Genomic DNA, 24099 nt, shown 5'->3' with positions numbered 1-24099 from the left:
GCCAGAACTTCAACCTCACGGAAGCGGCCAAGGCACTGTATACAAGCCAGCCGGGCGTCTCGAAGGCGATTATCGAGCTTGAGGACGAATTAGGGGTCGAAATCTTCACCCGCCACGGCAAGCGCGTGCGCTCGCTGACGGAGCCGGGCCGCATCATCCTCGCGTCGGTCGAGCGCATCCTCCAGGAAGTGGAGAGCCTCAAGCGGGTGGGCAAGGACTATGCGGCGCAGGATCAGGGCAATCTGGTGATCGCCGCCACGCACACCCAAGCGCGCTACTCGCTGCCGGCGGCCATCGCCGAATTCAAGCGGCGCTTTCCGAAGGTGCATCTGTCGATCCTGCAAGGCAGCCCCACCCAGGTCGCCGAGATGGTGCTGCACGATCAGGCCGACCTTGCGATCGCGACCGAGGCCATCTCCAACTATAAGGAACTGGTGTCGCTGCCCTGCTTCACCTGGCACCATGTGGCCGTGATGCTGCCCGATCACCCGCTGCTGGAGCGCAAGCCGCTGTCGCTCGATGATCTGGCCCAGTTTCCGCTGATCACCTACGACAACGCCTTCGCGGGCCGCACCAAGATCAACGAGGCGTTCCGTCTGCGCGGCCTGCAGCCCGACATCGTGCTCGAAGCGATCGACGCCGACGTCATCAAGACCTATGTCGAACTGGGCCTGGGCGTGGGAATCATGGCCGACATCGCCTTCAACGCCGAACGCGACCGCCATCTGCGCGCGTTGCCGGTGGGGCACCTGTTCGGCAGCAACGTGACGCGCGTGGCGCTCAAGCAGGGCGCGTATCTGCGCAGCTATGTCTACACGCTGGTCGAACTGCTCTCGCCTAGCCTGAACCGCAAGCTTATCGAACAGGCGCTCAAGGGCGAACACGAGACTTACGAGCTGTAACGGCGCGGCGGGGCCGCTGTGGATAGGCCGCTATATAAGAAAGAACGCTTCTCGCTTTTTTCCTTCCTGGAGACCGCTGCATGAAGTCGAAGTCGTATCTGCGTCTGAATCCGTCGCTGCGCCCGCTCGCCGTAGCCGCTGCCCTCGGGCTGGGCGCCATCGCCCCCGCCGCGCACGCCGACCTGAAGGTAGGCATCGACCTGTCGAGCACCGGCCCCGCCGCCGCCATCGGCATCACGAGCAAGAATGCGATGCTGATGTGGCCCCCGACCATCGCGGGCCAGAAGGCCGAGTACATCGTGCTGGACGACGGCTCCGACCCGGGCGCTGCGGTGCGCAACATCCGCAAGCTCATCAACGAAGACCATGTGGACGTGATCGTCGGGCCGAATATCACGCCCGCCGCGCTCGCAGCGCTCGATCCCGTGGCGGAAAGCAAAACGCCGATGATCACGCTGGTGGGCTCGGCGTCGGTGGTCGAGCCGCAGCAGGGCACCCGCGTCTGGGCGTTCAAGATGGCGCAGACCGACGCGGCAATGGCCGACGTGATGACTCGCTACATGGCGGCGCACGGCGTGAAGACGGTGGGCTTTATCGGCTTCGCGGACAGTTACGGCGATAGCTGGCTCAACGAATTCACGAAGTTCGCGAAGGAACGCAACATCCAGATCGTGGCCACCGAGCGCTTCAACCGCACCGACGCGAGCGTGACGGGCCAGATCCTCAAGCTGATCGCCGCGAAACCCGACGCCGTACTGATCGCGGGCGCGGGCACGCCCACGGTGCTGCCGCAGCGCACGCTGGTGGAGCGCGGTTACAAAGGCGCGATCTATCAGACGCACGGCATTGCCACGCCAGAGTTCATCAAGCTGGGCGGCAAGGACGTGGAAGGCACGCTGTTCCCGACCCAGCCCGTTGTGGTCGCGCGCACGCTGCCCGCCGATCAAGCGGCGCAAAAGGCTGCACTGGCCTTCGTGGATGCGTACGAGGCGAAGTACGGGCCGGGCACAGTCACGCAGTTCGCGGGCGACGCGGCGGGCGTGTATCCCCGGCTGCAGGATGCCGTCGCACGTGCGCTCAAGACCGCCCAACCCGGCACCGAGGCATTCCGTGTCGCGCTGCGCAGCGAACTTGAACACGCGCACGAAGTGGTCGTGCCCAACGGCATGGTCAACACGAGCGAGAAAGACCACGTGGGTCTCGACCAACGCGCGAGCGTGATGGGCACGATACGCGGCGGGAAGTTCGTTTATCTGGGGCAATAGGCAAGTGCGAGCGCGAGGCGCAGGTTAAAGGCGCTTCAAGTTTCGCTGTCCGGCGTGCTACGCGGAATTCATCCGAATGGCTAACGCGGGCGACCGCCCGAAGCGACGTCGCGCCATGCGCCATCGGCTGCGCTGCTCGCCAGCACCGCCTCGATAAAGCGCAGTCCCGCCACGCCGTCATCGACCGTCGTCAACAGCAGGCTTTCGCGTGGCGCGGCTTGCCCGACCTTGCGCGCCTGGATCTGCGCGGCCGCATCACGATAGAGCTGCGCGAACGCCTCCAGATAGCCCTCCGGATGGCCCGCCGGAACCCGCGTCGCGTGGCGCGCGGCCTCGCCCGTCACACGTGCGCGTGTGAGGCGCTGCGCCTCGCCGCCTTGCGGCGTGAGCCACAGTACGTTCGGCTCTTCCTGATCGAAGGCAAGTCCTGCCTTCGTGCCATACACGCGCAGGCGCAGCGCGTTTTCCGCGCCGCTTGCCACCTGGCTGGCCCAGAGCATGCCGCGCGCGCCGTTCGCGTAACGCAGCATCGCCTGAACGTGATCGTCCACGCGGCGTCCAGGCACGAAGGTATGCACCTCGGCAGCAACAGACGATGGCTCCATGCCGCTCACAAAGGCTGCCAACTGATAAGCGTGCGTGCCGATATCGCCCAGACATCCGGCTGGACCCGCCTGCGCCGGGTCCGTGCGCCAGCTCGCCTGGCGGTTTGCACCATGCGCACCATGCCCACCATCGCGCTCCAGTGGCGTCGCGAGCCAGTCCTGCGCGTATTCCACCTGCACGACGCGCACCTCGCCCAGTTCTCCCGCCGCAACCAGTTCGCGAGCATGCCGCACGAGCGGATAGCCCGAATACGTGTGCGTAAGCGCGACCACGAGCCCCGCATCGCGCGCGTGCTGCGCGAGCGCTTCGCCTTGCGCCAGCGACACCGCGAGCGGCTTATCACAGATCACGTGGATGCCCGCGTCCATGAACGCGTGCGCAACCGGCGCATGCAGATGATTCGGCGTGACGATCGCCACGGCGTCGATGCCGTCGTCGCGAGCGCCTTCCGCGCGCGCCATTTCGCGCCAGTCGGCGTAACTGCGCGCAAGGCCAATCGCGTCGGCGCTCGCCTGGGCGCGCGCCGCATCCGAGGACAGCGCCCCCGCGACCAGCTCGAAACTATCGTCCAGACGCGCCGCAATCCGATGCACCGCGCCGATAAAGGCGCCCTCTCCGCCACCGACCATGCCCAACCTGAGTCTTTGCGTCATTTACGTGGCTCCTCGCGCTGCCCGCGTCATCGGCAATCACAGCCCCAAGACGGCCTTGAGCGCCGCGCCATCCACACCGCTGCCCGCGAAGTCGTCGAACGCATGCGTCGCCACGCGGATCAGATGCCGCCGGATGAACTCAGCGCCCTCGCGCGCGCCGTCGTGCGGATGCTTGAGCGCGCACTCCCATTCGAGCACGGCCCAGCCCGGGAAGTCGTACTGCGTGAGCTTCGAAAAAATCGCGCCGAAGTCGATCTGCCCATCGCCCAGCGAGCGAAAGCGCCCCGCGCGCTCGACCCAGCCGCTATAGCCGCCGTACACGCCCTGCCTGCCGGTGGGCCGGAATTCCGCGTCTTTCACATGGAACGCCTTGATGCGCGCGTGATAGAGGTCGATGAACGCGAGGTAGTCGAGCTGTTGCAGCACGAAATGGCTCGGGTCATACAGGATGTTGGCGCGCGGATGATCGTCCACCGCGGCGAGAAAGCGCTCGAAGGTCACGCCGTCGTGCAGATCCTCGCCGGGATGCAGTTCGTAGCAGACGTCCACGCCCGCGGCATCGAAGGCATCGAGAATCGGCCGCCAGCGCTGCGCGAGTTCGTCGAAAGCCGCCTCGACGAGCCCCGCAGGCCGCTGCGGCCACGGATACAGATACGGCCACGCGAGCGCGCCCGAAAACGTCACATGCGTATCGAGCCCGAGATTTTTCGACGCCCGCGCCGCCAGCATCATCTGCTCGATGGCCCAGGCGGTGCGCGCTTCGCGGTTGCCGCGCACATGCGGCGCGGCGAATCCGTCGAAGAGCGCATCGTAGGCCGGATGCACGGCGACGAGCTGGCCTTGCAGATGGGTCGACAGTTCGGTGATCGCGACGCCCGCATCGTCGGCGCACTGGCGCAGGTCGTCGCAGTACGCCACGCTCGAAGCGGCCAGTTCGAGATCGACGAGCCGCGCGTCGGTGGGCACCTGGATGCCCTTGTAGCCCAGTTGCGCGGCCCATTGCGCCATATGCGCGAAGCTGTCGAACGGCGCATCCTCGCCCAGAAACTGGGCGAGAAAGATCGCCGGGCCCTTGATGGTTTTCATCGCCTGTGTCCTTATGCCTGGCATCCCGAATGATCTGAATGAATCAGCAGATCAGAACGTCGAGTCAGAACGGAGAATCAGGGAAGTAGAACTGTTTTGCGTTCTCCTTCGTGATGAGCACCGAAGGAATGATCGTCGTGGGCGGCAGCGGCTTGCCCGCGAGGCGCGCTTCGGCGGTGAGCTTGATCGCGTCGTAGATGAACTTCGGCGAATACGACACATCGGCCTGGATGAGCGGATCGCCGTCCATCACGCGCTTGACCATGTCCTTCGAGCCCGCGCCGCCAAAGACGATCTTGATGTCGGTGCGTTTGGCCTGGTCGATGGCCTTGAGCACGCCCACGGCCATATCGTCGTCGGCGGCCCAGACGGCGTCGATATGCTTGAAGCGCGTGAGGTAGTCCTGCATCGTCTTGAAGGCGTCGTCGCGATTCCAGTTGGCGTACTTCGCATCGAGGATCTTCATGTCCGGATGCTGCTTGATCACCGACGTGAAGGCGTTCCAGCGCTCGTTGTCGAGCGTAGTGGGAATGCCTCGAAGCGCGACGATATCGCCGCGGCCGTTCAACTGCTTGGCGAGGTATTCGGCCGGAATTCTGCCGAACGCGGTGTTGTCGCCGGCCACATACGCGTCCTGTGCGCTCTTGTCGGTGAGGCCGCGATCCACCACGGTCACGTAGACGCCCTTCTTCTTCACCTGCGCGACCGGCTGGGTGAGCGACGCCGATTCATACGGGAAAATCACCAGCGCGTTGATCTTGTTGACGGTCACGAGGTCCTGCAACTGGTTGGCCTGATCGGGCGCATTGGCTGCCGTCTTGACGATGATCTTCAGGTCCGGGTGCGCTTTCTCCAGATCCTTTTTCGCCTCGTTGGCCCACCAGACGATGCCGCCCGTGAAGCCGTGATCGGCGGTGGGAATCGCCACGCCCAGCGTCACTTTCTCCTGCGCCTGCGCGCTGCCCACGCCGAACATCGCCGCTACGCCAAGCGCCAGTGCGCCCTTCCACATCGCATGAATCGTCTTCTTCATGATGCCGTCTCCGATGATTGTTGTGCGGGCGTGATCGCCCGTTCCATGTGACTGCGCACTGCACCGACCTGCTTACTTCGACATCCGAACGATAAAAACGAAGCGCTAGCGCCTGCCGCGCTGCAAAAAGGCCACGGCGATAATCGCCACGCCCTGCACCGCCGCATTGAGATAGACGCTGATGATGCTGGTGAGATTGAGAATATTCGCGATCACGGAAAGCAGCACCGCGCCCACCACGGTGCCCGCCACACGCCCTTCGCCGCCCTTGAGCGCCGTGCCGCCCACGACTACCGCTGCGATCGCTTCCAGTTCCCAGAGCAGCCCGGTAGTCGGCGTCGCGGAGCCCAGGCGCGGGACGTACAGCACCGTCGCCACGCCCACGCACAAACCGAGCAGCACATAAGTCGCGCACTTCACGCGATCGACGCGGATCGCCGCGTAGCGCGCCACCTGTTCGTTCGAGCCGATCGCCTGCACATGACGCCCGAACGCGGTGCGGTTGAGCACCAGCGCGCCGCCCGCCGCCATCACCGCGAATACCCACACGGGCACCGGCACGCCAAAGAGGCTCGCGTAATAGACCGGTCCATAGAGATCGGCGAGATTGTTCTGCAGCGTGAGCGCGCCGCCGTCGGCAAGCCAGGTGAGCACGGAGCGGAAAATGCCGAGCGTGCCCAACGTGACGATGAACGGCTCGATGCGTCCGCGTGTGATGAGCAGGCCGTGCGCGAGACCGAACAGCGCGCCCAGCACGAGCGCAATCGCGATGCCGATCGCCACCACGGCGAGCGGCGCGAACGTATGGCCGCCCACGCCCGCCGCGAGCGTGTTCATGCTCCAGATCACCACGCCCGCGATCAGCGCGGCCATCGAGCCCACCGACAGATCGATGCCGCCCGAGATGATCACGAAGGTCATGCCGACCGCGATGATGCCGATGAACGAGGTGCGCGTGAGGACGTTGAGCAGGTTGTCGACGGTGGCGAAGTCGCGATTGAGCAGCGTGCCCAGCACGCACAGCGCGATAAGACCGAGCAAAGGCCCCACGCCCGCGAGCCGGTGCGCGAAAGCGGCAAGCCGTCGCGCGCGGCCGGGCGCGCGCGTGGCGTCAGTGGGTGCCGGTTGCATGGGCGATCAACTCCTCTTCATTCAGATGTTCGCGGTCCAGCGTGGCGACGAGGCGCCCCGCACGCATCACCGCGACCCGGTGTGCGAGCCCGATCAATTCGATCAACTCGGACGAAATCACGATCACTGCGCGCCCCGAAGCCGCCAGCCGCTGGATCAGAAAATAGATATCGCGTTTGGCGCCGATATCGACACCGCGCGTGGGTTCGTCGAGCACGATCACGCGCGGGTCGGGCTGCAGGAACTTGGCGAGCGCGAGCTTCTGCTGGTTGCCGCCCGAGAGCATGCGCGCGCGGCTCGATAAATCGCCGGTGCGGATGCCGAAGTCGCGCACCGCCGTCTCCAGCGCGCGCCGCCCAGCCTTCAGATCGAGCAGCGGTTTGCCGTAGCGTTCGAGCGTCATCAGCGTGAGGTTGTCCTGCAGGCTCAGGTTCATGTGCAGGCCGCGCCCCTTGCGGTCTTCGCTCAGATACGTGAGGCCGTACTGCATGGCGTCGCGCGGGTGGCGCAGCGTCACCGGGCGGCCTTCGATTTCGATCGCGCCCGCGCGACGGCGGCGCAGGCCGACGATCGCCTCGAAGGCCTCGCTGCGTCCCGCGCCCACCAGGCCCGCGAAACCCAGGATCTCGCCCGCGCGCACCTCGAAGCTCAGATCGTCGACCCAGCCCGGCACCACGAGGCCACTCACACGCAGCGCGACGCCCGCATCGGGCGGCGCGTCGAGCTTGTCGGGAAACATGTCGGAGAGTTCGCGTCCCACCATCAGGTTCGCCATCTGCTGACGCCCCAGGCCCTCAGTCGCGCTCGCCGCGACGAAGCGGCCATCGCGCATTACCGTCACGTCGTCGGTGATGCGCTCCACTTCGTCGAGCTTGTGCGAGATGTAGACGATCGTCACCCCGTCCGCGCGCAGCTTCGACATCAGCGTGAAGAGACGTGCGGTCTCGGCGGGCGTCAAGGTGGCTGTGGGCTCGTCCATGATGAGCAGGCGCGCGTGGCGCGAGAGGGCCTTGGCGATCTCCACCAGTTGCTTTTCGGCGACGATCAGCTCGCGCACGCGCGTATCGGGATGACGCGCAAGGCCCACCTGGGCAAGCAGCGCACGCGCCTCGCGGCGCATGGCGGCATCGTCCACCAGCAGGCCACGCTTTTTCTCGTGGCCCAGGAAGATGTTCTGCGCGATCGTCAGATGCTCGGCGAGATTGAACTCCTGGTGAATCAGCACGATGCCTGCGGCTTCGGCTTCGCGCGAGCCCGCGAAAGCGCACGCGCGCCCATCGACGACGATCTCGCCCGCGCTGGGCTGTTCGTAGCCCGCGAGGATCTTCATCAGCGTGGACTTGCCCGCGCCGTTCTCGCCGAGCAGCCCGTGGATGCGCCCAGGCGTTAGCTCGAAGCTCACGCCGTGCAGCACGCGCACGGGGCCGAAGTCCTTGCGGATATCGTTGAATCGCACGGCGACGCTCATGGGCGCGCGCTCCTCCTGGAATACGTCGATCTGGCGGTTCGGGCGGGCGGTGCCGCATGCTTTCGCGCGCACCGCCCGCCTTCCCTCGCTGGTCTCCCCTGCTAGGTATTCAGTTGCATCTGCCCTTCACCCGCTTTGCCGCACGACCAGCCGGTGCGGTAGCAGCACGCCCGCCACGCTCGCCTGCGGGTCGGCCAGACGCCGCAGCAGCAAACGCGCGGCGGTCTCGCCCAGTTCGCGCATCGGCTGCGCGATGGTCGTGAGCGGCGGGTCGATCTGCGCGGCCAGGGCGATATCGTCGAAGCCCACCACCGCCACGTCGTCGGGCACGGCCCAGCCGGTGGCGCGCAATCCGTTCACGACGCCCACCGCGAGCGTGTCGGACACCGCGAAGATCGCATCCGGCACCGGCGCGCTGCTACCGCGCCGCCGCTGCATCAACTGCTCCGCGCCCTGCGCGCCCGCGTCGTAGTCGAGGCTGTTCACGTTGACGCGCCAGGCTTCATGCGCTTCGATGCCGCTTTCCGCCAGCGCGGCCAGATAGCCGTCGCGGCGCTGCTGCGCGTAGAGATAGTGGTCATCGGAATTGATCAGGCCGATGCGCCGCCGTCCGCGCGAGATCAAGTGCCGCACGGCGTCGCGCGCCGCGCCGAAATTGTCGATGCCCACATAGGGCACGCCCATCGCCGGATCGAACTCGCAGCAGGCCACCCACGGCAGCGCGGCGTTTTGCCCGTCGGCGGCCGCGCTGCCGTCACGGCTGGCCTGCTGGTTCGCATGTTGCACGGTGGCCGGGTCGAGGCAGATCGCGCCGTCCGCGCGGTGGCGGCGCAACAGGTCGAAATAGCTGCGCTCGCGGCCCGCATCCGCGCCGGTGTCGCACAGCAGCATGAAGTAGCCGTGCTGACGCGCGACGCTGTCGATGCCGCGCACGATCTCGGCATAAAACGGGTTGCCGAAGTCCGGCACCATGGTCAGCAGCAGGCGGCTTTCAGCCGTGCGCAGGTTGCGCGCGAGTTCGTTGACGCGGTAGCCGCTGGTCTCGATCTCGGCCAGCACGCGCTCACGCGTGGCGGGTCGCACATTGGCGTGACCATTGAGCACCCGCGAGACCGTCGCCACGGAAACGCCCGCGCGCCGCGCCACCGCCGCGATTGAGCCGCCGCGCGCCGCTTCCCGGCCCGGCGCGCCCGTCGTGACGGCGGCGGCAGTTTCGCCTTCGCGCTGCGGCTGGATGGGCATCGACGGTTCCGGTGGAAAATGTAATCGATTACATTTTTGGTTCGAAACCGGCCAAACTTCAAGGCGCGCGGTGCCAGGACAAACACCGATCCGGCAACGCCCGCTTCTGCCCCCGGCTGCACGTTTTCCCCTGTCGGCGGCAAGGCGCGCCGCGAAAGCCCTTTGGTACAATCTCGCGGTTGCCTGGCACCGTTTTCAGCGCCCGGCGCCCTGCCCAGAATCCGAAAGAACCCCAACGCCGAGTCACCATGAACATCGAACAAGCGCGTTTCAACATGATCGAACAGCAAATCCGCCCCTGGGAGGTGCTCGACCAGGACGTGCTGAATCTGCTCTCGATCGTCAAGCGTGAGCACTTCGTCCCCGCCACCTACGCGGATCTCGCGTTCGCCGACCTCCAGTTGCCGCTGCCCAACGGCCAGCACATGATGCATCCGCGCGTCGAAGCGCGAGTGCTGCAGGAGCTTGCGGTGAAGAAGCACGAAAGCGTGCTGGAGATCGGCGCCGGTTCGGGTTACATGGCGGCACTGCTCGCGCACCGCGCGCAGAAGGTCGTGACGGTTGAAATCGACACGGAACTCGCCGGGTTCGCCCGCGCGAATTTCGTCAAGAACGGCGTGCTGAACGCCGAAGTCGTGCAGGGCGACGCCTCGCGCGGCTGGGCCGCGAACGCGCCCTACGACGTGATCTGCGTCTCGGGCGGCCTGCCCGTGGTGCCGCAGGAACTGCTTGAACAACTGAAGGTTGGCGGGCGTCTGGCCGCCTTCGTCGGCGGCGCGCCGGTCATGGAAGCGCAGATCATCACGCGCATGGACGAGAAGCAGTACCGCGTCGCCAGCGTGTTCGAAACCTGGGTCGAAGCGCTCGAAAACGCCGTGCAGCCTCCGCGCTTCAAGTTCTAAAATCGAGCTTTACCACCGTAACCGGGCCGTGCGCCCGGTTGGTTTTTTCTCCAGATTGAGTCTTCCATGCAGATCCTGACCGCTCCCGCCCTCGCCGAATGGCTCGCCGATTCGTCGCGCCCCGCTCCTGTTCTGCTCGACGTGCGCGAGCCGTGGGAAATCGAAACGGCGAAGCTCGACGGCATCGTTTCGATTCCGATGGCGCAGATCCCCGCGCGCAGCGAAGAGCTGGACGACGAAGCGGAAGTCGTCTGCATCTGCCATCACGGCGCGCGCAGCGCCCAGGTTGCGATGTTCCTGGAGTCGCGCGGCTTCACGAAGGTGTTCAACCTGCAAGGCGGCATCGACGCCTGGTCGCGCCAGGTCGATCCGAAAGTGCCGACGTACTGATCTCATCCGCAGAATGCGTACGTAAAAAGGGCGCGGCCTCACCAGGCCGCGCCCTTTTTCATTTCTGCAGCCAACGTCACTAATCGACTTCGCGCAGCACCAGCGCCACGGTCGAGAAAATCTCCTCGATCTGTTTCTCGTCGACGATCAGCGGCGGCGAGAAGGCCAGAATGTCGCCCGTATAGCGGATCAGCACGCCCTTCTGGTAGCAGCGCACGAACGTCTCATACGCGCGCGCGCCAGGCGCGCCTTCGCGCGGCTCCAACTCCACGCCGCCTACCAATCCGAGATTGCGCACGTCGATCACATGCGGCTCGCCGCGCAGCTTGTGAATCTCGCGCTCGAACACCGGCGCCATCTGCGCGGCGCGTCCGAACAGGCCTTCGCGCTCGTACAGGTCGATGGCAGCGCACGCCGCTGCTGCCGCGAGTGGATGGCCCGAATACGTATAGCCGTGAAAAAACTCGATGCCGCCGGGCGCCGCGCCCACGATCTGATCGTGGATGCGCGCGCTCGCGGCCACGGCGCCCATCGGCGCGGCGGCGTTGTTGGTGCCCTTGGCCATGGTCAGCAGATCGGGCGTGACGCCGAAGTAATTGGCCGCGAACGGCGCGCCCAGCCGTCCCCAGCCCGTGATGACCTCGTCGAAGATCAAGAGGATATCGTGCTTGTCGCAGATTTCGCGCAGGCGCTGCAGATAGCCTTGCGGCGGCACCAGCACGCCTGCCGAACCCGCCACCGGCTCGACGATCACGGCGGCAATCGTCGACGCATCGTGCAGCGTGCACAGGCGCTCCAGCTCGTCGGCGAGTTGCACGCCCCACACGGGCTGGCCCTTCGAAAAACCGGCCTCGCGGATATTGAGCGTGTGCGGCAGATGATCGACCGAGGGCAGCAATTGCCCTGAAAACATCTTGCGATTGGGCCCGATGCCGCCCACCGAAATCCCGCCGAAGCCCACACCGTGATAACCGCGCTCGCGCCCGATGAAACGCGTGCGCTGCCCTTCGCCGCGCGCACGATGAAACGCCAGCGCGATCTTGAGCGCCGTATCGACGGCTTCCGAACCCGAGTTCGTGAAGAAGATGTGCTTGAGATCGCCAGGCGTGTGTTTCGCGATTTTCCCGGCCGCCTCGAAGGCCACCGGATGGCCCATCTGAAAGGTGGGCGCGAAGTCCATCTCCGCAGCCTGCGCCTGCACAGCGGCGACGATCTCGTCGCGGCAATGCCCCGCGTTGACGCACCACAACCCCGCCGTGCCGTCGAGAACCTGCCGGCCGTCGTGCGAGGTGTAGTACATGCCCTTCGCGCCGACGAGCAGGCGCGGCGCGCGCTTGAACTGCCGGTTCGCGGTGAAGGGCATCCAGAACGCGGACAGATCGGGCAGGCTGGCATTCATCTGCATCTCCTTTTCGAAATGAATGGGCATCGAGGTCGAGCGAAGAAAACAGCGGGCTTCTGAAAACCAGTGTAGGCAGCGGCGAGCGCGCACGCATGACATGCACAACGATGTAGCGCGTCTGCACTCCGGCACACCTGTGCGGCCGTCCTGCGCACCGCTTCGCTGTGCGCTTGCGCACTGCAACGATGCAGCGCGCCCGAACATGCGCCGCATTGCACCACATTCGGGTGCCGCTCGCGCCGCGCTGTGCCCCATGCACGCCGCCTGCGCCTTGCTCCCGCACGCATCGCGCATATTTCGCTCACTGGCATAGCCCTTGCAGTAATGGTCCGGCAAGACTGACTCGAACAGCCGGCGCAAAACCAGATGCGCCACGACCATGACTTCACCCAAAGGGGCAATGCAATGAAACGTCGCAGTCTGTTGAAATTCGGGACGATGTCGGGCGCGCTCGCACTCGCAGGGCGCGTGCCGTTCGCACACGCCGACACGGGCAGCGGCCCCATCAAGGTCGGCATTCTGCATTCGCTGTCGGGCACGATGGCGATCTCGGAGACTTCGCTCAAAGACACGGCGCTGATGACGATCTCCGAGATCAACAAGAACGGCGGCGTGATGGGCCGCCAGATCCAGCCCGTGGTGGTGGACCCGGCCTCGAACTGGCCGCTGTTCGCCGAAAAGGCCCGCCAGCTGCTCACCCAGGACAAGGTCGCGTGCGTGTTCGGCTGCTGGACTTCGGTGTCGCGAAAGTCGGTGCTGCCGGTGTTCGAGGAACTCAACGGCCTGCTCTACTACCCGGTGCAGTACGAAGGCGAAGAGATGTCGCGCAACGTCTTCTACACGGGCGCCGCGCCCAATCAGCAGGCGATTCCCGCGGTCGAATATCTGATGAGTCCGGAAGGCGGCGGCGCAAAGCGCTTCTTCCTGCTTGGCACCGACTATGTGTATCCGCGCACGACCAACAAGATCCTGCGTGCTTTCCTGCACTCGAAGGGTGTGAAGGACAGCGATATTCAGGAGGTCTACACGCCGTTCGGCCACAGCGACTATCAAACCATCGTCGCCAACATCAAGACCTTCTCGCAGGGCGGCAAGACCACGGTGGTGTCGACCATCAACGGCGATTCGAATGTGCCCTTCTACAAGGAACTCGGCAATCAGGGCATCAAGGCGACCGACGTGCCCGTGGTGGCGTTCTCGGTGGGCGAAGAGGAACTGCGCGGCATCGACACGAAGCCGCTGGTCGGCCACCTCGCGGCGTGGAATTACTTCATGTCGGTGAAAGGCCCGAACAATACGAAGTTCAAGGAACAGTTCGAGTCGTGGGTTGCCACCAACAACCTGCCGGGCGGCAGCAAGCGCGTCACCAACGATCCGATGGAAGCCACGTACGTGGGCATCCATATGTGGAAGCAGGCCGTCGAAAAAGCGAAGAGCACCGACGTGGACAAGGTGCGCGTGGCGATGATTGGCCAGAGCGTGGCGGCGCCTTCGGGCTTCACGCTGTCGATGGACGGCAACCACCATCTGCACAAGCCGGTGATGATCGGCGAGATTCGCGGCGACGGGCAATTCAATGTGGTGTGGAAGACCAAGACGGCGATCCGCGCGCAACCGTGGAGCCCGTTCATCGCCGGCAACGAAGGCAAGCCGGATGTCGTGACGCAAGACGTGTTGCCGGAATTCCTGCGCCGCTCGCGCACGGCTTGATGATGTCTCGTTGAGTCGACCTGTATCGAACCGAATCGAACCGAATCGAACTGAGTCGACCAGCAACACCCGGCGCGCCACGCGACTCGCTTCGCGGCGCGCGCCCGATCTGCCCGAACGGGGCGCGCTGCACCGGCGCCCCGCATCAAGAAGAAGACATCATGGCTCTCTCATTCTCGAGGTTTGCCCGCACGGGGCTGCGCCAGTTGCTGGCCGCCGCTGCGCGCTTTACTGTGCTGTTCGCGGTGCTCGGCACGAGCGCCCACGCGCTGGAAACTGCCGATGTCGCGCCGCTGGGCGCCGACGACTTCGATGCGAAGTCCGCCGCCATCGACAAGCTCATCGCCACGCACGACGCCGCTTCGCTAGCACTCCTGAAAGCCCTATCCGAAGACAACGTCAGTGCGACCGATTCCGGCGAAGTGCTGATCCAGGACGGCGACAATGCGCGCGACGCCGCCACCGGCAAGCCTGTGGCCGCAAACGTCGCATCGAGCGCCCAATCCATCACGCTTAACAACCAGCTTCGCTCCAAAGTGGCGGGCGCGCTCTCGGGCCTGCAACTCGCGTCGCCCGACGTGGAAACGCGCCGCGCCGCCATCGCCGAGCTTCTGAAGAATCCCGACCCGTCAATGAAGCCGCTGATCGACGCGGCGCGCGCGAAGGAAACCGATCCCGCGCTCAAGCGCCGCCTCGACACGTTGTGGGCGATGAGCGCCCTGCGCGATCCAGTCGCGGCGACGCGCCTGGAAGCGACAAAACTGGTCGCCGCGCGCCACGACCTCGACATGTACGAACTGCTGCGCCCGCTGGTCGCGAAGAACGCTAGCGGTGGCTGGAACGAACCCGATGCCGACGTGCGCGCTGCCGCCCAGCAAGGCATCGACGCGCTCGATTCGATCCAGCGCCGCAGCCAGATCCTGGGCACGCTGTTCGCCGGTCTGTCGCTGGGCAGCGTGCTGCTGCTTGCGGCACTGGGTCTTGCGATCACGTACGGCCTGATCGGCGTCATCAATATGGCGCATGGCGAATTCCTCATGATCGGTGCGTACGCAACTTATGTGGTGCAAACGCTCTTTCAGCGCTATGCGCCCGGCGCGTTCGACTGGTATCCGCTGCTGGCAATTCCCGCTTCGTTCATCGTCGCCGCGCTGGTGGGCGCTGTGATCGAGCGGCTCGTGATCCGCCATCTTTATGGGCGTCCGCTGGAGACGCTGCTGACCACCTTCGGTATCAGCCTGATCCTGATTCAGGCCACGCGCATGCTGTTCGGCGCGCAGAACGTGCAGGTCGAAAACCCCGCGTGGATGAGCGGCGGCGTGACGGTGATGCAGAACCTCATCCTGCCGTACAACCGCCTGGCGATCCTCGCGTTCTCGTTGATCGTGGTGGGTATCGCGTGGACGGTGCTGACAAAGACGCGTCTGGGTCTCTTTGTGCGCGCCGTGACGCAGAACCGCCGTATGGCGGCCTGCGTGGGCGTGCGCACCGCACGCGTGGATGCGTGGGCGTTCGCGTTCGGCGCGGGCATCGCGGGCCTGGGCGGCTGCGCGCTCTCGCAGATCGGCAATGTGGGTCCCGATCTTGGCCAGAGCTACATCATCGATTCGTTCATGGCCGTGGTGCTGGGCGGCGTGGGCCAGATCGCCGGCACCGTGATCGGCGGCTTTGGTCTCGGGCTGGTTTCCAAGGCCATCGAGCCGTTCTGGGGCGCGGTGCTCGCGAAGATCGCCGTGCTCGTGCTGATCGTGCTCTTCATCCAGAAGCGTCCGCAGGGGCTGTTCGCCCTCAAGGGCCGTAGCGCGGAGGCTTGAACATGACTGTCGCCACTTCCACTTCGCCGCGTCATACGCTCGGCGCGCAAGAGAGCGCCGCCGAAACCTTCGCCCTCGGCCTGCCCGCGCGACCCGCCCTGCTCTCGCGCCGCGCGTGGATCGCGCTGATCGCGCTCATCATCGCAATGGGTGTGGGCGTGCCATTGTGCGCGCTGGTGCTGCCGCAATCGAGCGCGCTGCATCTGTCCGCCTACACGATGACGCTCACGGGCAAGCTCATGTGCTACGCGATTGCCGCGCTCGCGCTCGATCTCGTGTGGGGTTATTGCGGGATTCTGAGCCTGGGCCACGGCCTGTTCTTTGCACTCGGCGGCTACGCCATCGGCATGTATCTGATGCGCGAGATCGGCCACGACGGCAAGTACGGCAGCGATCTGCCCGACTTCATGGTGTTCCTCGACTGGCATTCGCTGCCGTGGTACTGGCAGGGCACGCAGCATCTGGGCGTGGCGCTGTTGCTGGTCGTGCTGGTGCCGGCGGTGGTTGCGTGGGTGTTCGGCTTCTTCACGTTCCGCTCGCGCGTGAAGGGCGTGTATCTGTCGATCATCACGCAGGCCATGACCTTCGCCGCGATGCTGCTGTTCTATCGCAACGAAACGGGCTTTGGCGGCAACAACGGCTTCACGGATTTCAAGCGAATCGCCGGCATGCCGATCACGCATCCGGGCACGCGCACGGTGCTGTTCCTACTGACCTTCGCCACGCTCGTGCTGGCGTTCCTGGCGGCCCGCGCGATCGTCACCTCGAAGCTGGGCCGGGTTGTGACCGCCGTGCGCGACGGCGAAACGCGCCTGATGTTCCTGGGCTACAGCCCGCTTGGCTACAAGCTGTTCATCTGGACGCTTTCGGCCGTGCTGTGCGGCATTGCGGGCGCGCTCTACGTGCCGCAGGTCGGCATCATCAATCCGAGCGAAATGTCGCCCGGCAACTCGATTGAAATGGCGATCTGGGTGGCCGTGGGCGGACGCGGCACGCTGATCGGTCCGATCATCGGCGCGTTTGCGGTGAACGGCGCGAAGAGCTTCTTTACCGCTTACTTCGCCGAATACTGGCTGTTCTTCCTCGGCCTGATCTTCGTGCTGGTGCCGCTCTTGCTGCCCAACGGCATCATGGGCCTGATCGAAGTCGCGATGAAACGCCTCGGAGGCAAACGCGCATGAACGCACACACCCTCCTCAACGATCCGCTCAATCACAACCCATTCGACGAAGCGGACACGCTCGCGGTCTCCGGCGTCGCCAGCATGGGGCACGTGGTGGAGCCCGGCGCCATCGACATCTCGCACGGCACGATCCTCTATCTGGAGGACGTGACCGTGAGCTTCGACGGCTTTCGCGCGCTCAACAAGCTGTCGCTTGCCATCGACGCGGGCGAGCTGCGCTGCGTGATCGGCCCGAACGGCGCGGGCAAGACCACGATGATGGACGTCATCACCGGCAAGACCTCGCCCGATTCGGGCAAGGTGTTTCTCGGCCAGACGCTCGACCTCACGCGCATGAACGAGCCGTCGATCGCGCGCGTGGGCATCGGCCGCAAGTTCCAGAAGCCAACCGTGTTCGAGCAGCATCCCGTGTGGGAAAACCTCGAACTGGCGATGAAGGCCGACAAAGGCTGGTTCGCGACGCTGCGCGCGCGCCTGGATCGCGACGCCCAGGCGAAGATCGAGCAGACGCTGGAAATCATTCGCCTGGAGAGCGACGCGCGGCGTCTGGCGGGCGAGCTTTCGCACGGCCAGAAGCAGCGGCTGGAGATCGGCATGTTGCTGATGCAGAAGCCGCAATTGCTGCTGCTCGACGAACCCGCCGCAGGCATGACCGACGACGAAACGATGGAGCTGGCCGCCCTGCTCAACCGTCTGCGCGGCAGTTGCTCGATGATGGTGGTCGAGCACGACATGGAGTTCGTCGCGGCGCTCGCGGGCGAAGCCGGCCGCGTCACGGTGATGGCCGAAGGCCGCGTGCTCGCGCACGGCACGCTCGACGACGTCAAGCGCGACGAGACCGTGATCGAATCGTATCTGGGACGCTAACAAGATCATTAGCCATGCTGAATATTGAATCGCTAAACCAGTATTACGGCGGCAGCCACATCCTGCGCAACGTCTCGATGACGGTGCCGCAAGGCGAGCTGACGGTCCTGCTCGGGCGCAACGGCGTGGGTAAGACCACGTTGCTGCGCTGCCTGATGGGCGTGGTGCCGACCAAAAGCGGCACGATCGCCTGGGGCGATCACGCGCTCACGAAACTGCCTACCCACGCGCGCGTGGCGCAAGGGCTGGCCTACGTGCCGCAAGGGCGCGATATTTTTCCGCGTCTCACGGTGGAAGAAAATCTGCTGGTGGGCGCGGCGAGCAAAAAACGCATGCCCAAGGGCGTGCCCGACCATATCTACACGCTCTTTCCCGTGCTCAAGGACATGAAGGCGCGGCGCGGTGGCGATCTTTCGGGTGGCCAGCAGCAACAACTGGCGATTGGCCGCGCTTTGATGAGCGATCCGCAACTGCTGATTCTCGACGAGCCGACCGAAGGCATCCAGCCGTCGATCATTCAGGACATCGGGCGCACGCTGCGCAGGCTGGTGGAGGAGATGAATCTCACCGTGCTGCTGGTCGAGCAGTATTACGACTTCGCCAAGGCGATTGCAGACCGCTACTGGGTAATGAGCCGCGGTGAAATCGTCGCGGGCGGCGCGGGCGCGCAAATGGATGCAGATGGCGTGAGGGAGTTGATTGCAGTGTGACGACGGGTTTGAGCGACGCTCCACAAATAGGGGACTGACGAGACGCAAGGAACTGACCGCAGTTTCTTGCGTCGGGACCATAAAAAGTCTATATTCGGACCGGTCACTCACGTAGGGAGCCCGGTATGCGCTATTCGTCGCAGGTCAAACCAATCAGTTTTCTCAAGGCAAACGCAGCAGAGGTGCTTGCGCAACTGGCCGAGCAACGCGAGCCGCTGGTCATCACCCAGAACGGTGAAGCCAAAGCCGTCCTGCAAGACGTTGCCTCATTCGAGGAAACGCAGGAAACGCTGGCACTGTTGAAGGTTTTGGCGCTCGGGAATCAGGAAGTGGCGGCGGGCAAGGTGAAACCGGCCGCCGATGTCGTCGCACGCCTGCGAGCCAAGCGGAACACCGGCTGATGCAGGGCCGAAGCGTGCGCTTCGACGTTCTCATGACGGAGAGCGCCGAACACGACCTGGAGTCCATCTACGACTACATCTCCGAATACGACTGTCCAGCCAACGCGGACTACGTTTTGGATCAATTGACTAGCGTGTTGGAAAACCTTGCCCATTTCCCCGAAAGAGGAAGCCATCCAAAGGAACTGGCCGCCCTCGGAATCAAGGAATACCGGCAAGCCATGTTCAAGCCTTATCGCGTTATCTATCGGATCATCAATACGCAGGTTGTTATCTACGTGATCGCCGATGGCCGACGAGACATGCAATCGCTACTCTCGCGCAGACTACTCGGCGCCTGATTTTGGCGCGGACTGGCGCTCGTCGGCCTGCATGCTATCCTCGCCACCTGTTTCCGCCCTCGCCCCTCGCTGCGCATGTCGCTCCACGAAGATCACGCCGCGCTCGCCAGCGCCACGTCTCGCAACACCGCGCCGCCCGAATGGGCCGCGAAGCTCGAACTCGGCTTTGAGCTGCAGAAAGCGCGCACGGCGCTCACGCATCGCCTGCATGCCGGTCCGTTGCGTGTGCAACGACCGCTCTACCCCGAAGGCGACGCGATCTGCCACGCAGTTATCGTGCATCCGCCAGCGGGCATTGCGGGCGGCGACCGGCTCGACATCGACGTAAAAGTGGGCGACGGCGCGCATGCGGTCATCACTACGCCTGGCGCCACCAAGTGGTACAAGTCGAACGGTCGCGTAGCGCGCCAGCGCATCCACGTGCGCGTGGGCGCGGGCGCGAAATTCGACTGGCTGCCGCAAAACAATCTCGTCTTCGATCACGCGCACGCGGAACTGGACTTCGCGCTCACGCTAGAAGAAGGCGCAACCGCCATCGGCTGGGAGGCGATGCAACTGGGCCGTCAGGCCGCGGGCGAGCGCTGGTCGGCAGGCATGGTGCGCTCGCTCACGCGCGTGATCCGTGCGGCCGCGCCCGATGCCGATGATCAACTGCTCTGGTTCGAACGCGCGCTGATCGACGCCGCCGATCCGCTGCGCGATGCGCCGCAAGGACTCGCGGGCTATCCGGCTTTCGGCGTGCTGTGGGCGATCGGGCCCGCGTGCAATGACGCGCTCGCACAAGACCTGGCCGCAACGCTGCCCTTCGACGATGCGCTGCGCTCGGGCGCAAGTTGCGTCGCGCCAGGCGTGCTGCTCGTGCGCGTGGTCGCGCGCTCGATGGAGCCGCTACAGAACACGCTTGCGCAATGTTGGTCGCAACTGCGGCCGTTCGTGCATGGCGTGCCCGGCGCGCCGCTGCGTCTGTGGACTACCTGAGCCCACGCACCACGTCGGCGCACGCCTGCGCGCTGGCGCACAACATCGCCTCTTTTAATCGCCAATGCGGTGCAGATTCGCCCCGCATCTGGTGCATCCGCGCTGTCCCCTTTCACTGGCACAACCCTTGCTGTCAGCTTGCACTGATTCGCTCGTAGCGCGCCAGGCTGCAAGCTGGCCGTAACCTCGCTCCCGTAAGCTGATCTGGCGCAAACATAGAGCGCATGCGTATTCGCCTCGCATCAGCCGCACCGGCCCACGCGCCGGCGAGGCACAACGAGCACCCAGCACCCGCCCAAGACCAGAACGATGAAGCTCACGCCACGCGAGAAAGACAAGCTCCTGATCTTCACCGCCGCGCTGCTCGCCGAAAGGCGCCGCGCCCGCGGCCTCAAGCTCAACTACCCGGAGGCGGTCGCCTTCATCAGCGCAGCGCTGATGGAAGCGGCCCGTGACGGCAAGACCGTCGCCGAGGTCATGCACTACGGCACCACGCTGCTCACGCGCGACGACGTGATGGACGGCGTGCCGGAAATGATCCCCGACATCCAGGTCGAAGCCACCTTCCCGGACGGCACCAAGCTCGTCACCGTCCACCATCCGATTCCCTGAGGTGCCGCGCATGATCCCCGGCGAAATGCTCATCGACGAAGGCGAAATCGAACTCAACGTGGGCCGCGAAACCGTGACCGTGACGGTCGTGAATACGGGCGACCGGCCCGTGCAGATCGGCTCCCACTTCCACTTCTACGAAGTCAACGACGCGCTGGCGTTCGATCGCGAGATCGCGCGCAGCTTCCGCCTGAACATTGCGGCCGGCACCGCCGTGCGCTTCGAGCCCGGCCAGGAGCGCACCGTCGAACTGGTTGCGCTTGCGGGCGAGCGCGCCGTCTACGGCTTCAGCGGCAAGGTGATGGGCCCGCTCTGAGCGGCGCGCCCGCCTCACGTTTCGAATTCATCAGGATTCCGATATGACTTTGAAGATCGGCCGCCGCGCCTATGCGGAGATGTTCGGCCCCACGACCGGCGACCGCGTGCGTCTCGCCGACACCGAACTGCTCATCGAGATCGAGCGCGACTACACCGTCTATGGCGACGAAGTGAAGTTCGGCGGCGGCAAGGTGATCCGCGACGGCATGGGCCAGTCGCAGCGCCTGCACGCCGAAGTGGCGGATACCGTTGTGACCAATGCCGTGATCCTCGATCACTGGGGCATCGTGAAAGCCGACATCGGCATCAAGGACGGGCGCATCTGGAAAATCGGCAAGGCCGGCAATCCGGACGTGCAGCCGGGCGTGACGATTCCGATCGGCGCATCGACGGAAGTGATCGCAGGCGAAGGGCAGATCGTCACGGCAGGCGGCATCGACACACACATCCACTTCATCAGCCCGCAGCAGATCGACGAGGCGCTCGCCTCCGGCGTGACGACGATGCTCGGCGGCGGCACGGGACCGGCCACCGGCACCAACGCCACCACCTGCACGCCGGGTCCGTGGCATATGGAACGCATGCTGCAGGCCGCCGACGGCTGGCCGATCAACCTGGGCTTTCTCGGCAAAGGCAACGTGAGCCTGCCCAAGCCCGCCGAAGAGCAGATCGCCGCTGGCGCCATCGGCCTGAAGCTGCATGAGGACTGGGGCTCGACGCCCGCCGCCATCGACAACTGCTTGACCGTTGCAGACGCAACCGATACGCAGGTGGCAATCCACACCGACACGCTCAACGAATCGGGCTTCCTGGAAGCGACCGTGGGCGCGTTCAAGGGCCGCACGATCCACACGTATCACACGGAAGGCGCGGGCGGCGGCCACGCTCCGGACATCATCAAGGTGTGCGGCGAGGCCAACGTCCTGCCCTCCTCGACCAACCCGACGCGCCCCTATACCGTCAACACGCTCGACGAACACCTCGACATGCTGATGGTCTGCCATCACCTCGATCCGTCGATTGCCGAAGACATTGCGTTTGCCGAGTCGCGCATCCGCCGCGAAACCATCGCTGCCGAAGATATCCTGCACGACCTGGGCGCGCTATCGATGCTTTCTTCGGATTCCCAGGCAATGGGCCGCGTGGGCGAAGTCATCATCCGCACCTGGCAAACCGCGCACAAGATGAAGGTGCAGCGCGGCGCGCTGCCTGAAGACACGTCGCGCAACGACAACTTCCGCGCCAAGCGCTACGTGGCCAAGTACACGATCAACCCGGCGCTCACGCACGGAATTTCGCACGAAGTCGGTTCGATCGAGCCGGGCAAATGGGCCGATCTGGTGTTCTGGGACCCGGCCTTCTTCGGCATCAAGCCTTCGCTGATTCTCAAGGGCGGCATGATCGCGCTCGCGCAGATGGGCGACCCGAACGCCTCGATCCCCACGCCGCAGCCGGTGCACTATCGCGAGATGTTCGGCACGCGCGGGCGCGCGCTCACGCAGACCTCGCTGACCTTTGTTTCGCAGCTCGCGCTCGACCTTGGCATGCCCGAGCGTTACGGCCTGCAAAAGCGTATCGTGGCCGTACGTAACTGCCGCAACGTCACGAAGGCCGACATGATCCACAACGCGTGGCAGCCGTCGATCAGCGTCGATCCGGAGACCTATCAGGTCGTCGCCGACGGACAATTGCTGACCTGCGAACCCGCCACGGTCCTGCCGATGGCGCAGCGCTATTTCCTGTTCTGAGTTTTTTGAAGCACTGATATGCGTACGATCGACAAACGACTCACCGCGAAGCTGGCCAGCGTGCTGGTCAAGCGCGCGCCCACGCTCACGCTGCCCTACGACATGCGCTGCAAGAGCCGCTTCGCAGCGACGCTCGACGGCGGCGAGGAAGTGGGCGTGGTGCTGCCGCGCGGCACGATCCTGCGCGAAGGCGACATGCTCGTCGCCGACGATGGCGGCCTCGTGCGCGTGATCGCGGCGGCGCAAAGCGTGCTGCGCGTGCGCGCGCCCGATCGCCTTACACTCACGCGCGCGGCGTACCACCTGGGCAACCGCCACACGCCCGTGGAAGTGGGCGTCGAAGAACTGAAGCTCGAAGCCGATCCGGTGCTCGAAGACATGCTCAAGCGTCTGGGCGCGCAAGTCGAGCGCGTGGAACTGCCGTTCCAGCCCGAATCCGGCGCTTATGGCGGCGGTCATCGGCATGGGCACGACGAGACCTTCGCCGAGGACTACGCGCTGGCGCAGCGTGTGTTCGACGAGCATCACGGCCACGCTCATTCGCCAGATCACGCACACGATCATTCGCACGGGCCTAACCACGATCACGACCACGATTGCGGCCACGATCACGCTCATTGCGACGGCCACGCTCACGATCACAGCCATGAACATCGCTGAATTCACGGCGCTGCTGCATCTCGCGTCGCCCGCGCTGCCGATTGGCGCGTTCAGCTATTCGCAGGGACTTGAAGCGGCCATCGATGTCGGCCTGATCGCCAACGCCGACGACGCCGCGCACTGGATCGCCAACGGTCTCGCCAATGTGCTCGCGCCGGGCGAACTGCCGTTCCTCGGGCATCAGCTCGAACGCTGGCGTGCACACGACGCACAGGCTACGCAAGCGCTGATCGAAGCCAACGCGGAATTCATCGCCAGCCGTGAATCGGCCGAGTTGCGCCGCGAGACCGCGCAGATGGGCTGGTCGCTGCGTCAGTTGTGCGCGCAACTTGAATGGGGCGATGCGCAGCGGCGCGCCACGCTCGAGCGCATGACGCCGATTGCGCAGCCCACGGCCTTCGCATTCGCGGCGTGGGCGCACGATGCGTCTGCCGAAGCGACGCTCGCCGCCTACGCGTTCAGTTGGGTCGAGAACCAGACGGCCGCGGCGCTCAAGGCCGTGCCGCTCGGCCAGTTTGCGGGCCAGCGCATCGTGGTGGCGCTGCGGCCCAGAATCGAAGAGGCGGTGGCGCGCGCGCTGGCCACGCCGCCCGACGCGCTCAACACCTTTGCGCCGCAGCTCGGCATTCTGTCCGCGCGGCACGAATCGCAGTACTCGCGGCTATTCCGCTCCTGAA

General features: G+C 65.1%; 24 protein-coding genes. 17 read left to right on the top strand and 7 right to left on the bottom strand.

Translation table 11 applies throughout. From position 1 onward, the window contains the following. Together VG320_RS21430 and VG320_RS21425 are read left to right on the top strand one after the other, a co-directional pair. Positions 1–902 (top strand): CysB family HTH-type transcriptional regulator (locus tag VG320_RS21430; RefSeq protein ID WP_327202072.1); only part of this gene is annotated, 902 nt, incomplete at its 5' end. A gap of 80 nt (positions 903–982) precedes the next feature. Then, entirely contained in the window at positions 983–2167 is a 1185-nt protein-coding gene (locus tag VG320_RS21425) for an ABC transporter substrate-binding protein (RefSeq protein ID WP_327202071.1), read from the top strand. A gap of 80 nt (positions 2168–2247) precedes the next feature. Here VG320_RS21425 and VG320_RS21420 read toward each other — a convergent pair whose 3' ends face one another. The 6 genes from VG320_RS21420 to VG320_RS21395 form a co-directional block, all read right to left on the bottom strand. Continuing rightward, positions 2248–3426 carry a Gfo/Idh/MocA family oxidoreductase gene (locus VG320_RS21420; RefSeq protein WP_327202070.1) on the bottom strand — a complete coding sequence of 393 codons (1179 nt, stop codon included), beginning with the start codon at positions 3424–3426 and terminating at the stop codon, positions 2248–2250. A gap of 36 nt (positions 3427–3462) precedes the next feature. Next, positions 3463–4512 carry a sugar phosphate isomerase/epimerase family protein gene (locus tag VG320_RS21415; protein ID WP_327202069.1) on the bottom strand — a complete coding sequence of 350 codons (1050 nt, stop codon included), beginning with the start codon at positions 4510–4512 and terminating at the stop codon, positions 3463–3465. Between the two features lie 64 nt (positions 4513–4576). Then, positions 4577–5545 (bottom strand): substrate-binding domain-containing protein, encoded by a 969-nt coding sequence (locus VG320_RS21410; RefSeq protein ID WP_327202068.1) that lies wholly within the window; start codon positions 5543–5545, stop codon positions 4577–4579. 105 nt (positions 5546–5650) lie between these two features. After that, positions 5651–6676 (bottom strand): ABC transporter permease, encoded by a 1026-nt coding sequence (locus VG320_RS21405; RefSeq protein WP_327202067.1) that lies wholly within the window; start codon positions 6674–6676, stop codon positions 5651–5653. Then, positions 6657–8144, bottom strand: a complete 1488-nt coding sequence (locus VG320_RS21400) for a sugar ABC transporter ATP-binding protein (protein WP_327202066.1) — start codon at positions 8142–8144, stop codon at positions 6657–6659. The genes VG320_RS21405 and VG320_RS21400 overlap by 20 nt, the downstream gene beginning before the upstream one ends. A gap of 126 nt (positions 8145–8270) precedes the next feature. Further along, the gene (locus VG320_RS21395; protein WP_327202065.1) at positions 8271–9386 is read right to left on the bottom strand and encodes a LacI family DNA-binding transcriptional regulator; all 1116 of its coding nucleotides are present in this window, start codon (positions 9384–9386) and stop codon (positions 8271–8273) included. A gap of 248 nt (positions 9387–9634) precedes the next feature. Between VG320_RS21395 and VG320_RS21390 the strand changes: the two genes are divergently transcribed. Further along, entirely contained in the window at positions 9635–10288 is a 654-nt protein-coding gene (locus VG320_RS21390) for a protein-L-isoaspartate O-methyltransferase (protein WP_327202064.1), read from the top strand. A 66-nt stretch (positions 10289–10354) separates the two neighbouring features. Beyond that, positions 10355–10678 (top strand): rhodanese-like domain-containing protein, encoded by a 324-nt coding sequence (locus VG320_RS21385; RefSeq protein ID WP_327202063.1) that lies wholly within the window; start codon positions 10355–10357, stop codon positions 10676–10678. 79 nt (positions 10679–10757) lie between these two features. Here the strand turns inward: VG320_RS21385 and VG320_RS21380 are convergent, their stop codons facing one another. Further along, on the bottom strand, positions 10758–12077 hold the full coding sequence (locus VG320_RS21380) for an aspartate aminotransferase family protein (RefSeq protein ID WP_327202062.1): 1320 nt from the start codon (positions 12075–12077) through the stop codon (positions 10758–10760). Positions 12078–12485: 408 nt separating this feature from the next. Here VG320_RS21380 and urtA point away from each other — a divergent pair, with 408 nt between their 5' ends. The 13 genes from urtA to VG320_RS21315 all read left to right on the top strand — a co-directional run bounded on the left by urtA (position 12486) and on the right by VG320_RS21315 (position 24098). Next, on the top strand, positions 12486–13790 hold the full coding sequence (gene urtA / locus VG320_RS21375; RefSeq protein ID WP_327202061.1) for an urea ABC transporter substrate-binding protein: 1305 nt from the start codon (positions 12486–12488) through the stop codon (positions 13788–13790). 161 nt (positions 13791–13951) lie between these two features. Then, on the top strand, positions 13952–15604 hold the full coding sequence (urtB, locus tag VG320_RS21370; RefSeq protein WP_327202060.1) for an urea ABC transporter permease subunit UrtB: 1653 nt from the start codon (positions 13952–13954) through the stop codon (positions 15602–15604). Between the two features lie 2 nt (positions 15605–15606). After that, complete coding sequence (gene urtC / locus VG320_RS21365) at positions 15607–16785, top strand: urea ABC transporter permease subunit UrtC (RefSeq protein WP_327202059.1); 1179 nt, start codon at positions 15607–15609, stop codon at positions 16783–16785. 83 nt (positions 16786–16868) lie between these two features. Next, positions 16869–17654, top strand: a complete 786-nt coding sequence (urtD, locus tag VG320_RS21360) for an urea ABC transporter ATP-binding protein UrtD (protein ID WP_414696092.1) — start codon at positions 16869–16871, stop codon at positions 17652–17654. Positions 17655–17668: 14 nt separating this feature from the next. Beyond that, entirely contained in the window at positions 17669–18364 is a 696-nt protein-coding gene (urtE, locus tag VG320_RS21355; protein WP_103701760.1) for an urea ABC transporter ATP-binding subunit UrtE, read from the top strand. 125 nt (positions 18365–18489) lie between these two features. Further along, positions 18490–18765: a type II toxin-antitoxin system Phd/YefM family antitoxin gene (locus VG320_RS21350; protein WP_327202057.1), complete on the top strand. Its 276-nt coding sequence runs from the start codon at positions 18490–18492 to the stop codon at positions 18763–18765. Next, a complete protein-coding gene (locus VG320_RS21345) occupies positions 18765–19106 on the top strand; it encodes a type II toxin-antitoxin system RelE/ParE family toxin (RefSeq protein WP_327202056.1) in 342 nt (113 codons plus the stop codon). The genes VG320_RS21350 and VG320_RS21345 overlap by 1 nt, the downstream gene beginning before the upstream one ends. A 75-nt stretch (positions 19107–19181) precedes the next feature. Beyond that, positions 19182–20084, top strand: a complete 903-nt coding sequence (locus VG320_RS21340; protein ID WP_327202055.1) for an urease accessory protein UreD — start codon at positions 19182–19184, stop codon at positions 20082–20084. Between the two features lie 309 nt (positions 20085–20393). Beyond that, complete coding sequence (gene ureA / locus VG320_RS21335) at positions 20394–20696, top strand: urease subunit gamma (RefSeq protein ID WP_065057295.1); 303 nt, start codon at positions 20394–20396, stop codon at positions 20694–20696. A gap of 10 nt (positions 20697–20706) precedes the next feature. Continuing rightward, complete coding sequence (locus tag VG320_RS21330; protein ID WP_327202054.1) at positions 20707–21012, top strand: urease subunit beta; 306 nt, start codon at positions 20707–20709, stop codon at positions 21010–21012. Between the two features lie 43 nt (positions 21013–21055). After that, positions 21056–22762 carry an urease subunit alpha gene (gene ureC, locus VG320_RS21325; RefSeq protein WP_327202053.1) on the top strand — a complete coding sequence of 569 codons (1707 nt, stop codon included), beginning with the start codon at positions 21056–21058 and terminating at the stop codon, positions 22760–22762. An 18-nt stretch (positions 22763–22780) separates the two neighbouring features. Continuing rightward, the gene (gene ureE / locus VG320_RS21320; protein ID WP_327202052.1) at positions 22781–23422 is read left to right on the top strand and encodes an urease accessory protein UreE; all 642 of its coding nucleotides are present in this window, start codon (positions 22781–22783) and stop codon (positions 23420–23422) included. After that, positions 23409–24098: an urease accessory protein UreF gene (locus VG320_RS21315; RefSeq protein WP_327202051.1), complete on the top strand. Its 690-nt coding sequence runs from the start codon at positions 23409–23411 to the stop codon at positions 24096–24098. The genes ureE and VG320_RS21315 overlap by 14 nt, the downstream gene beginning before the upstream one ends. The last annotated feature ends 1 nt before the right edge of the window (position 24099 follow it).

Source organism: Paraburkholderia sp. (assembly GCF_035948235.1).
Taxonomy (GTDB): domain Bacteria; phylum Pseudomonadota; class Gammaproteobacteria; order Burkholderiales; family Burkholderiaceae; genus Paraburkholderia.
The sequence above is the reverse complement of the archived record's forward strand: the minus strand, read 5'-3'. Positions and strand labels throughout refer to the sequence as shown.

Coding starts and splice junctions, on each gene's coding strand:
- VG320_RS21425 (WP_327202071.1), top strand. CDS start 983: ATGAAGTCGAAGTCGTATCTGCGTCTGAATCCGTCGCTGCGCCCGCTC.
- VG320_RS21420 (WP_327202070.1), bottom strand. CDS start 3,426: ATGACGCAAAGACTCAGGTTGGGCATGGTCGGTGGCGGAGAGGGCGCC.
- VG320_RS21415 (WP_327202069.1), bottom strand. CDS start 4,512: ATGAAAACCATCAAGGGCCCGGCGATCTTTCTCGCCCAGTTTCTGGGC.
- VG320_RS21410 (WP_327202068.1), bottom strand. CDS start 5,545: ATGAAGAAGACGATTCATGCGATGTGGAAGGGCGCACTGGCGCTTGGC.
- VG320_RS21405 (WP_327202067.1), bottom strand. CDS start 6,676: ATGCAACCGGCACCCACTGACGCCACGCGCGCGCCCGGCCGCGCGCGA.
- VG320_RS21400 (WP_327202066.1), bottom strand. CDS start 8,144: ATGAGCGTCGCCGTGCGATTCAACGATATCCGCAAGGACTTCGGCCCC.
- VG320_RS21395 (WP_327202065.1), bottom strand. CDS start 9,386: ATGCCCATCCAGCCGCAGCGCGAAGGCGAAACTGCCGCCGCCGTCACG.
- VG320_RS21390 (WP_327202064.1), top strand. CDS start 9,635: ATGAACATCGAACAAGCGCGTTTCAACATGATCGAACAGCAAATCCGC.
- VG320_RS21385 (WP_327202063.1), top strand. CDS start 10,355: ATGCAGATCCTGACCGCTCCCGCCCTCGCCGAATGGCTCGCCGATTCG.
- VG320_RS21380 (WP_327202062.1), bottom strand. CDS start 12,077: ATGAATGCCAGCCTGCCCGATCTGTCCGCGTTCTGGATGCCCTTCACC.
- urtA (WP_327202061.1), top strand. CDS start 12,486: ATGAAACGTCGCAGTCTGTTGAAATTCGGGACGATGTCGGGCGCGCTC.
- urtB (WP_327202060.1), top strand. CDS start 13,952: ATGGCTCTCTCATTCTCGAGGTTTGCCCGCACGGGGCTGCGCCAGTTG.
- urtC (WP_327202059.1), top strand. CDS start 15,607: ATGACTGTCGCCACTTCCACTTCGCCGCGTCATACGCTCGGCGCGCAA.
- urtD (WP_414696092.1), top strand. CDS start 16,869: ATGGGGCACGTGGTGGAGCCCGGCGCCATCGACATCTCGCACGGCACG.
- urtE (WP_103701760.1), top strand. CDS start 17,669: ATGCTGAATATTGAATCGCTAAACCAGTATTACGGCGGCAGCCACATC.
- VG320_RS21350 (WP_327202057.1), top strand. CDS start 18,490: ATGCGCTATTCGTCGCAGGTCAAACCAATCAGTTTTCTCAAGGCAAAC.
- VG320_RS21345 (WP_327202056.1), top strand. CDS start 18,765: ATGCAGGGCCGAAGCGTGCGCTTCGACGTTCTCATGACGGAGAGCGCC.
- VG320_RS21340 (WP_327202055.1), top strand. CDS start 19,182: ATGTCGCTCCACGAAGATCACGCCGCGCTCGCCAGCGCCACGTCTCGC.
- ureA (WP_065057295.1), top strand. CDS start 20,394: ATGAAGCTCACGCCACGCGAGAAAGACAAGCTCCTGATCTTCACCGCC.
- VG320_RS21330 (WP_327202054.1), top strand. CDS start 20,707: ATGATCCCCGGCGAAATGCTCATCGACGAAGGCGAAATCGAACTCAAC.
- ureC (WP_327202053.1), top strand. CDS start 21,056: ATGACTTTGAAGATCGGCCGCCGCGCCTATGCGGAGATGTTCGGCCCC.
- ureE (WP_327202052.1), top strand. CDS start 22,781: ATGCGTACGATCGACAAACGACTCACCGCGAAGCTGGCCAGCGTGCTG.
- VG320_RS21315 (WP_327202051.1), top strand. CDS start 23,409: ATGAACATCGCTGAATTCACGGCGCTGCTGCATCTCGCGTCGCCCGCG.